At 67.5% G+C, this 8,877-nt stretch carries 7 protein-coding genes; 1 reads left to right on the top strand and 6 read right to left on the bottom strand.

Annotation, left to right across the window (positions count from 1 at the left end; genetic code table 11):
* Positions 1-109: 109 nt before the first annotated feature.
* From IIB36_19620 to IIB36_19595, 6 genes are read right to left on the bottom strand one after another with little or no spacing between them, the layout of a single operon-like run.
* Complete coding sequence (locus IIB36_19620) at positions 110-1,498, bottom strand: O-antigen ligase family protein (protein MCH7533952.1); 1,389 nt, start codon at positions 1,496-1,498, stop codon at positions 110-112.
* A complete protein-coding gene (locus IIB36_19615) occupies positions 1,495-2,613 on the bottom strand; it encodes a glycosyltransferase (GenBank protein MCH7533951.1) in 1,119 nt (372 codons plus the stop codon). Before IIB36_19615 ends, IIB36_19620 begins: the two co-directional genes overlap by 4 nt.
* A complete protein-coding gene (locus IIB36_19610) occupies positions 2,610-4,106 on the bottom strand; it encodes an oligosaccharide flippase family protein (GenBank protein ID MCH7533950.1) in 1,497 nt (498 codons plus the stop codon). Before IIB36_19610 ends, IIB36_19615 begins: the two co-directional genes overlap by 4 nt.
* Complete coding sequence (locus IIB36_19605; GenBank protein ID MCH7533949.1) at positions 4,103-4,750, bottom strand: sugar transferase; 648 nt, start codon at positions 4,748-4,750, stop codon at positions 4,103-4,105. Before IIB36_19605 ends, IIB36_19610 begins: the two co-directional genes overlap by 4 nt.
* Positions 4,741-6,705 (bottom strand): hypothetical protein, encoded by a 1,965-nt coding sequence (locus IIB36_19600; protein ID MCH7533948.1) that lies wholly within the window; start codon positions 6,703-6,705, stop codon positions 4,741-4,743. Before IIB36_19600 ends, IIB36_19605 begins: the two co-directional genes overlap by 10 nt.
* Positions 6,702-7,364: an SLBB domain-containing protein gene (locus tag IIB36_19595; GenBank protein MCH7533947.1), complete on the bottom strand. Its 663-nt coding sequence runs from the start codon at positions 7,362-7,364 to the stop codon at positions 6,702-6,704. Before IIB36_19595 ends, IIB36_19600 begins: the two co-directional genes overlap by 4 nt.
* 214 nt (positions 7,365-7,578) lie before the next feature.
* Here IIB36_19595 and IIB36_19590 point away from each other — a divergent pair.
* Positions 7,579-8,877, top strand: a 1,299-nt coding sequence (locus IIB36_19590) for a B12-binding domain-containing radical SAM protein (GenBank protein MCH7533946.1), incomplete at its 3' end; no start/stop codon positions are given.

The raw sequence follows: 8,877 nt of genomic DNA, 5'->3' as shown, positions 1-8,877 counted from the left end.
ACCAAAACCGTGGTGTCATTCCGTTCGCATAGCCGGGTGGTCACCTCGTACGCGAAGCGCTGGACGCCCGTGGGTCGAGCGCACAGGAACCGGCCGTTGATACCGAGCCTCATGCGGCCCGCTCCCGCGCGAGCGCGAAGCCCATCGCTGCGACGAGCATGATGAGTTGACCGATACCCTGAGCGAAGGTCCACTCGGCGAATGCGATCGTGCACGCGACGGCGAAGGACCAGAAGACCGTCACTCGCAACAGCCGCCCCTGCTCTTCCCCTGAGGCGTCCAGCCAGTCCCTCACGGTTCGGAAGAGCGTCCACAGAGTGGAGAACAGAAGCCCCACGAGCGCCACCACGCCCAGGATCCCGGTCTCCGCGGCGATGTGCACATAGGTGTTGTGGGCGGAACCCACGAAGTCCCACAGTCCCGGGACCAACAGGCCGAACTCGTCGAGCCCGGCCTCGAAGCCTCCCGGTCCAACACCCACCAGAGGGTGCGCTAGGAACATGAGCACGCCCGCCTGGGTGAGCGCGAAGCGCTGCCCAACCAGTGGATCGGTGAGCGTCTCGGCAATGCGCCCGCTCACCGCGCCGCCCGTCGCGAGGTCGAGAACGAGCACAACCGCCGCAGCGACGAGCCAGACGCGGAGTACGAAGCCCCGTTCCGACACGAACAAGAGCACGCCTGGAGCAATGACCGTGGCGAGCCAGCTTCCCCGTGAGAACGTCGACACCAACCCCGCCATGGCGAGACCGAGCGCGAGCATTGCGACGACCCGTCCCAGGGAGCCGGACGCCTCTCGCACCAGCATCACGGTGAACGGGAGGCTGATCGCGAGGTACATCGCCAGCTCGTTGGGCCAGGCGAAGCCCCCGGTCGCTCGGAAATAGGGCGTCCCGGCCACCGCGAACTCACCCGGCAGAACGCCCACCGACTCCAGAACCGCAAAGCCTCCCGCGGCCGCGGCAACCCAACCGAGGACGCGGGCCACGGTCGTGACCGACCCAGGACGCCGACTCAGCGTATCGGTCGCCACGATCAGGAACGCGAAGAGCAGGACCAGGGTGACCGTTTCGCGCACCGCGGAGCCGCGGTCGGTCGCGAATCCGCTCGACATCGCCAACGCCATGAGGAAGAGCGCCAGCCACGACAGCGGTAGCCCACCGAACGAGATCGAGCGATGCTCGATACCTCGCGCGAGTATCCACGCTGCGATCACGAGCCCGGTAACCAGTAGGGCCGGGCCCAACCGAATCGACTCGCTCGCATACGCCGGAGGGAGCGCGAGCGAAACGGCCAGAACTGGTAGGGCGCTCACCCATCCCGTCGAGAAGAGGAGCAGCAGCGAAACCGACGCCATCGCGCCCCCGATGCCCGCCCATACGATGTCGCTGGTGAAGAGAGCCGCGATCACCAGGAACAGGCCCGAGCCCAGCATCCCGACCGAGGCCCCCGCCAGCCACGGGTCGGCCCGCCCGGTCCAGGCTCCGGCGTTCCAAGTCATGCCTCACCACCCGCGAGGACATCGTCGTAGAAGCGCACCGTGTCGTCCACTACGCGCCGCTGGCTGAATAGCGCCTCGGCGCGGGCGCGACCGCGGCGTCCCAGCTCAGCGCGTAGCTCCGGATCCTCTGCCAACCGACGGAGCGCCCGGGCAAGCGCTTCGGGGGCGTTCATGGGGACCAGCAGGCCCGCGTCACCGACCACCGCGGGCATCCCCCCGCACTCCGTGGCGATCACTGGGATGCCCATCGACATCGCCTCGACGAGCACGCGCCCGAACTGCTCCGCACCGCGGGCGGTGCTCCGGGACGGCAGACAGAGCACGTCGGCGGCAGAGAGCAGCGCCGGCACCTCCAGCGACGCGACCTCACCCGTGAAGTGCACGCGCGCCTCGATGCCGAGATCCGACGCCTGCGCGCGCAGGCTCTCCGCTTCGGGACCGGCCCCGGTGATGATGGCGTGCAGCTCGGGCGACAGCCGCAACGCCTCGAGCAGGAGATCGACGCCCTTCTCAGGCACGAGCCTCCCGAGAAAGGCGACCACCAGCCGTTCCTGATCGAGACCGAGCTTCGTTCGCGTCTCGGCGCGCGCCGCGTCGTCGAAGCAGAAGAGAGACGGGTCGACTCCCATCTGCGGGATCACCGCGAGGCGTCCGGTGAAGCCGAGAGCACGAATTACATCGGCGGCTTGCTGCGTACCCGCGATCCCACCAGCAGACCTTCTGAACACCCATTTGCGCAGGCCCTGGAAGGGCGGCGGATACCGCTTCGCTACGTTCTGGGCCGCAAAAAAGATGAAGGGCAGCCCCCTTCGCCGAGCCGCCACGCCACCCTGGAGCGTGACCGCCGAATACGGCTCTTCGTCGATGTGCACGACGTCGGGCCGAAACCGGTCGATGACAGCGCCGAGCCCCCTGTACAGGTGGAAGTGGTTCCTCCCCGGAAACAGCACGGGCAGCGTCGTGAGGCGGACGCCGTGGGACGCGTCGAGAGCCTCAGGGGGTCCGTGCCACCGCTCCGGAAGTACGACCTCGAGATCGACCTCACGGGCCAGCAAACGCAGCTTGTCCCGATGTGCGGCGACCACCGAAGCCTTGGAGACGTACACGACCTTCAAGCGCCCGCCCCCACCGCACCCCGCGGCCACAGGGCGTCACGCAGCAGTGCAGCGTCGCGGGCGGTGAACGCCCCCGTGAGGGGATACGCGAAGAGCACCGCCACCAGGAACAGAGCCGCCGCCCCATAACTACCGAAGATCGGCAGCACCGAGAGGAGGGCACCGACCCCACCCACGGTGAGCACGGCCAACAAAACGGGAGCGCGTGGTCCGGTCCTCACGAGCACCCGCAGCACGGCCAGGAAGCCCACCGCGAGCAGCGCTTCAGAGCCGACCATCGCCAGCGCCGCGCCCTGGCCCGCAGCAAACGGAATGAGTAGCGCGTTCAGGGTGACGTTCACGACCAGGGCCACCAGATATAGCCACGCCACGGCAGTCATGCGTGCGGCCGCCGCCAGCAAATAGCCGCCGTGGATGGTGACCGCGAGGAACGGGAGCACGAGCGCCAAAGTACGCAGGACCGGGATCGAATCCGAGTAGGACGCACCGAACAACGCTGTGATGAAGGGCCCCGCCAGGAAGTACAGAAGGCCCGCGACCGGCACCGCGCACAGGAGGATCAACTCGAGCGAGCGAGCGCCGGCCGGCGAGGGCTGGCCCGCTTGCGGCTGGGACATGCGGGAGAGGCGCGGATAGACGGCAGCGCTCGCGACGACGACCAACGCCTGAAAGATGTCCACGAACTTATAGCCCGCTGAATATACGCCAACGTGCTCGGGGGTCTGCCACCGGGCCAAGAGCAGGACGTCGATCTTGTAGTAGACCGCGATCAATACGAACGCGGCCGCGAAGGGGAGGAGCGCCCGCAGCAGCGCCACAACGTCCGCCCGGCGGACGGGGACACCCCGACGCACGTCCCGGGGTGCCCGCGCGAGCAGCCACACACACGCGGCACTCCAACCGAGCGCCGGGAAGATGCAAAAGAGGACCATGTCCTGGGTCGCCAGCACGACCGCGATGCCACCCACGCCGGATACGAAGCCGAAGATCGCACTCGCCTGCGTCCATACGTGCATGCGTTCCACGGCCTGATAGTACGCCGAGAGGTTCTCCGCATACGAGCCCAGCGCGTACCCGATCCCCAAGAGCAGCGACGCGCGCGCCACGTCGGTCTCGTACCCCAGCCAGCGCGCGAGCGCGATCAGCATGACCAGCATCACGATGTTGGAGCCGGTCTTGACGATATGCGCAGCGCGCAGCAGTCCGGCCGCCCGCTCGGGCTGTCGCGCGATCTCGCGGATGAGCAGCGGCATCATGCCCAGAGTGGCGACTATGCTCAGGATGACCGCGTACGCCGCGGCGGTCCCGTACGACCCGAACTCCGACGTGCCCAGCACGCGTGCCGCGACGACCACCGAGGCGAAGGTGAAGCCGCGAGTTAGCAGGTAGGCGAAGAGGAGAGCGATCGCGTTCCGCCCGACCGCTCGGCGCGTGCGCGCATCGTCCTGGACCGGTGGACTCTCGATCACTCCGGCCGGCGACGGGGAGTTCAAGGAGTCGGTTCGCCCTGAACGACCGACCGAACCGAGCGCACGAGGATCTTGATGTCCGCCGCGATCCCTCGATTGCGTACGTAGTCGAGCTCGATCTGGGCTCGCTCGGGATACGCAGGACGGTCAGTCCCGAGCGAGTTCCACGCGCCGAAAATGCCGGGACGAATCTGGAGCAGCTCCGCGACCCCATCGCCGAAGAGTGCGAGCTCCTCCTCTACCACGGGGCGCGGCCCGACGAGGGACAGGTCTCCCCCCAGGACGTTGATGAGCTGCGGGATCTCGTCGATGTACCGACGACGGAGCCACCGACCGACAGGGGTGATGCGCGGATCGTGCTCCACCGGGAGCTTGAACCCGCTCTCGCGGTGGAGCTGGTCCAGCTCGACGTTGCCCCGGAGTCGATCTTCCGCGTCCACGGCCATCGTGCGCAGCTTCCAGCACCTGAAGGCCTTGCCATCGCGACCGATCCGTCGGTGACCGAAGAAGACCGGACGCCCGTCCGATACGAGGACGAGCACGGCAGCGGGAATCAGGATCGGCAGAGTGAGGAGGAGGAGTCCGGAGGCCGCGACGAGGTCCCAGAGTCGCCTGATCACCTCCAAGCCACCCTGCTTCGGTACGGCCCTTACATCCGCTACGCCCACAACGACTCCAGCCGGGCACCCGAGTCCGCCAGCACGATCGTACCCGCAACCCGGCCGCCGGCCTCTTCGATGAGTCGCGCGGCCCGGGCTGTGTGGGACCTGGTACTGTGGCCGGCTCGGATGACCAGTACGACGACGCCCCCCCGGGCGGCGGCTCCGACCGCCGCACCGAAGGCATCCAATGAGGCATCGTGCATCTCGAGCGTGACCCCGAGGCCGGTCAGCGCTTCGATGACGACTCCGGGATCGGTGCCGCCGGACACCGACGCGACCGTGACCACGCCCTTCGCCCCGGCTCGCTCGACCGCGTGACCGAACGCCGCGGCGTCCTGCTCGGTCAAGCGGAGGCCCGACTTGGACCGTACCGCCCCGAAGAGAATGGGCGCCCCGGTCAGAGCGCGAACGTCACGCTCGCTGTGGATGCGCCCATCCGCCTTCTCCACCACCACGACGGCGAGCACAGCGCAACCGGTCGCGAGCAGAAAACCCACCGCGAGCCCCAGCTTCTTCCTCGGCCAGATCGGGCGGTACCAAAGAGCAGGAGGGTCGATGACTTGCACGTTCGAAAACGTGAGGGCCTGACGGATCTCCTCCTGGCGGAGCCGCTGCTCGGTGATGATGAGCAACTCAGCCAAGAGGCGCGCCGTTCGCTGTCGACGCCCGAGCTCGAGCACCTGAGCAGGAATCCCGGACAGCGTCGAGTCCATCGCGGCCACTCGAAGCTCGAGGTCGGCGACTTGCCCGGAGAGCGCCCCCAGGAACTCGGTCGCGATGGTGCGTAGCGCGCCGTCCAACTGGCCGATCTGCGCCTGGAGGGTCTGGACGTCCCGGCTCGCAGGAGTCCGCATGGCCGTCAACGCGGTGAGCTCGGCCTGGAGCTCGGTCAGCCGACCGAGCATCTCGCCCACCGTCTGATTCTCTAGGAAACGCGGGTGCGCCACGAGCGTCGTCCACGCCTCGATGGGGTCGGTGGCCTGCTGAACCCGCGCCAGTCTAACTTCGAGCGCCTCGAACTCGGCACGCGCCGTCTCGAGAGCGCCGACCGACTCCTCGTACCGTTGGATCAGTGCCTCGCTTTGAACGTCGGGAACGATCATGCCGGTGGAGCGCTGCAGCTCCTCGACCGCGGCCTCGGCCTCCAGCAATTCCACTTCGGTGGCTCGGGCAACGCTGCGCAGAGAATCGACCGTCTCCGCACTCTCGCGCTCCATGAGCTCCGCGCGCATGGCGAGAAAATGGGCAACCGCGCCTTCGACTACTGCAACGGCGACACCAGGGTCGGTATGGGCATAGGAGATGACGAGCACGTTGGCCTCGCGGCGCGTCCGCGTGAGCGACAGCCCACTGGACACCCGCGGCACGACCTCCCCGAACGGAAGCGTGCTGATATCGATCTCCTCCGGCCCCCACGGCTCCCGGGCACGGAACGTGGCACGCACGCCGCCAAAGTGCGCGGACGTCCCCGTCTGAAACGAGCCGATCACGGAGTCGGACGGTGACGTGCGCCGCACCGAGACGGTGGTCGCGTCCGTCCAGGTCACCGAGAACGTCTCCTTGACGGTGGAGTCCTCCGCACTCAGGGCGGTGAACAGCGAGTCGCGATGGAAGTCACGAGGGGCGTCGACGCGAACGTGCAGGGCGACATCGCGCACGAGCGCTTCGGCGAGGCTTCGACTCCCGAGCAGCTCGAGATCATTCGAGAAAGGATCCCCGCCAAGCTGCAGGAAGCTGAAGATCCCAGCGTTCGGAGATACGCCGCTCATCGGCGGCGGCTCGCCCAAGCTCAGGCGTGCTTCGGCGCTGTACACCGGCCTGGAAAGGAAAACCACCGCTGCCGCGAGCGCCATGATCGCGCTGAATACCGCGACGGCCCAGGGAGCGCGCCTCCGGAGCAGTCGGAGCCACTCGGCCACGAAGTCCTGGGGTGGCTCGTTCCCTCCGTAGGCGACGCTCATCGTAGGATCAAGCTCGTAAGTACCGCCGCGAGAACCGAGGCCGCGGCCCCGATGAGCAGCGGTCCGTTGTCGCTGACGAAGCCGCGGCGGCCGACGACGATACGGTCGCCCGACCGCAGACTGGGCAGGATCTGCGCGTCTGCGGAGAGCACGATCAACTCGGCGCCCCGTCGGATGCGAACGTCTTCCTGACGCGCCGAGTCCGTCAGGCCACCCGAGGCGGCCAGCACTTCGGCGAGCGTCATGGTCGGATCGACCCAGTAGAGCCCGGGGGTCTGCACCTCGCCCAGCACGGAGACGCGCAGCAGCGGGATGACCCGGACCAGCGGACCGACCAGCTCACGGTTGAAGCCGTCGACGATCTCGCGAGCCACCTCGCCAAAGGGGCGACCCGCCGCAGTAGCGAGACCCACGATCGGCACGAGTACTCTGCCTTCGGAGTCGATATCGAAGTCCCCCGAAAGCGTTGAGTCTCCTGCGACCTCTACGCGGACTCGGTCGCCGGGACCCAGGCGGAGCAGGTTGCGCTCGGGCACCTGGGCGAGCAGCGCCGACGTCGGCATCAGCACGAGTAGCCCCACGGGCAGCCAGGGGACCGTGGGGAGCGTCCGGACGCGCATTAGACGCAAGAGGGCGGCGAAAATCGGCGGGAGACGCATGAGAAATCCGGGATCGGCGTGCCGGGAGGGGCCCCGGTCATTCGGGTCGATACGGGCAGCTTAAAGATCCGTTTGTTGAGCCGTCAAGCAATTCCGCGGGACGGCCGCTCGCGGAAGGCGCACGGCCGCCTAGCGGCGCCCCCATGACGCCTCTACAATCCCCGTTCGCCAAGTCGAGCACCCCGACTCTCCCTTTCCCGCAAGGCTCGCCCGCATGGCTTCGCCCGACCTCCTACTCACGCACGGATACTTCCTGTACGAGGATCCGAAGGAGTTGGAGATCATGAAGCCGTACCCGACCCTCGGGCTCCTTTACATATCAGCGTATCTGCGGCGGGCCGGCTTCGACGTGGAGGTCTTCGACACGACCTTCGCCACGCGCGAAGAGCTCGACGACCGGCTCTCGTCGCAGTCCGACGGCGTGCTCGGCGTGTACACGAACCTCATGACACGCCGCTCCGCGGTGGACGTCATGAAACGAGCCCGGGCGCGTGGATGGACCGTCGTGGCAGGTGGACCCGAGGCAGCGAACTACCCGACGGAGTATCTGGACCACGGGGCGCACGTGGTGGTAGTCGGGGAGGGTGAGGCTACTCTGGAGGAAGCACTTCCCATCCTGGCGCGGGAGGGCACGGCGGGCCTCCGCGGGATCGCGGGCACGATCTTCCGGGACGAGAACGGCGAGCTCGTCACCAACCCGCCCCGGATGCAGATGCCGGATCTGGACGCGCTGCCCTGGCCGGACCGTGAGCAGATCGACGTCGATCGGTACGTGCAGGTGTGGAGGGAGCACCACGGCTCCGGCAGCGTGAACCTCATCACGGCGCGAGGATGCCCCTATCGATGCCGCTGGTGCTCTCACTCAGTGTTTGGGTACACCCACCGCCGGCGCAGTCCGGTCGACGTCGCCGACGAGCTCGAGTGGATCCTGGAGCGGTATAAGCCGGATCAAGTCTGGTACGCCGACGACGTCTTCACCATCCACCACGGCTGGCTCTTCGAGTACGCCGAGGAGCTGCGGCGCCGGGGCATCCGAATTCCCTTCGAGACGATCTCCCGAGCAGACCGGCTGCGCGGCAGCGCAACCCGCGGCAAGCGGTCCGACGAGGTCATCGAGCTGCTCGCGGAAATGGGGTGCTGGCGTATCTGGATCGGCTCCGAGAGTGGTAGCCAGCGCATCCTAGACGCGATGGAGCGTGGAGTGAAGGTCGAAGAGGTGCGGTGGGCAACCCGCGTCGCACAGGAGCACGGCATCCAGGTCGGCATGTTCCTGATGTGGGGGTACGAGGGAGAGACCGTCGAAGACATCGCCGCCACGGTCGAACACGTGAAACAGACGAACCCCGACACCTTCCTCACAACGGTGTCATACCCCATCAAGGGCACGCCGTACTTCGACGAGGTCGCGGATCGACTCGAGCTCAGCGGGTCGTGGGCGGAGACCACTGACCGCGACTACCGCATTCGGGGTCGATACCCGAGCAGCTACTACACCCACGCGGATCGCTGGCTG

The sequence above is a fragment of the Gemmatimonadota bacterium genome (assembly GCA_022560615.1).
Classification (GTDB): Bacteria; Gemmatimonadota; Gemmatimonadetes; order Longimicrobiales; family Gaopeijiaceae; genus UBA1138.
Note: the sequence above shows the minus strand (reverse complement) of the source record. Positions and strands in the feature narration are given on the sequence as shown.

Bases quoted from the DNA above. Each gene is read 5' to 3' on its own strand.
- IIB36_19620 (MCH7533952.1), bottom strand. From the start codon at position 1,498: ATGACTTGGAACGCCGGAGCCTGGACCGGGCGGGCCGACCCGTGGCTG.
- IIB36_19595 (MCH7533947.1), bottom strand. From the start codon at position 7,364: ATGCGTCTCCCGCCGATTTTCGCCGCCCTCTTGCGTCTAATGCGCGTC.
- IIB36_19600 (MCH7533948.1), bottom strand. From the start codon at position 6,705: ATGAGCGTCGCCTACGGAGGGAACGAGCCACCCCAGGACTTCGTGGCC.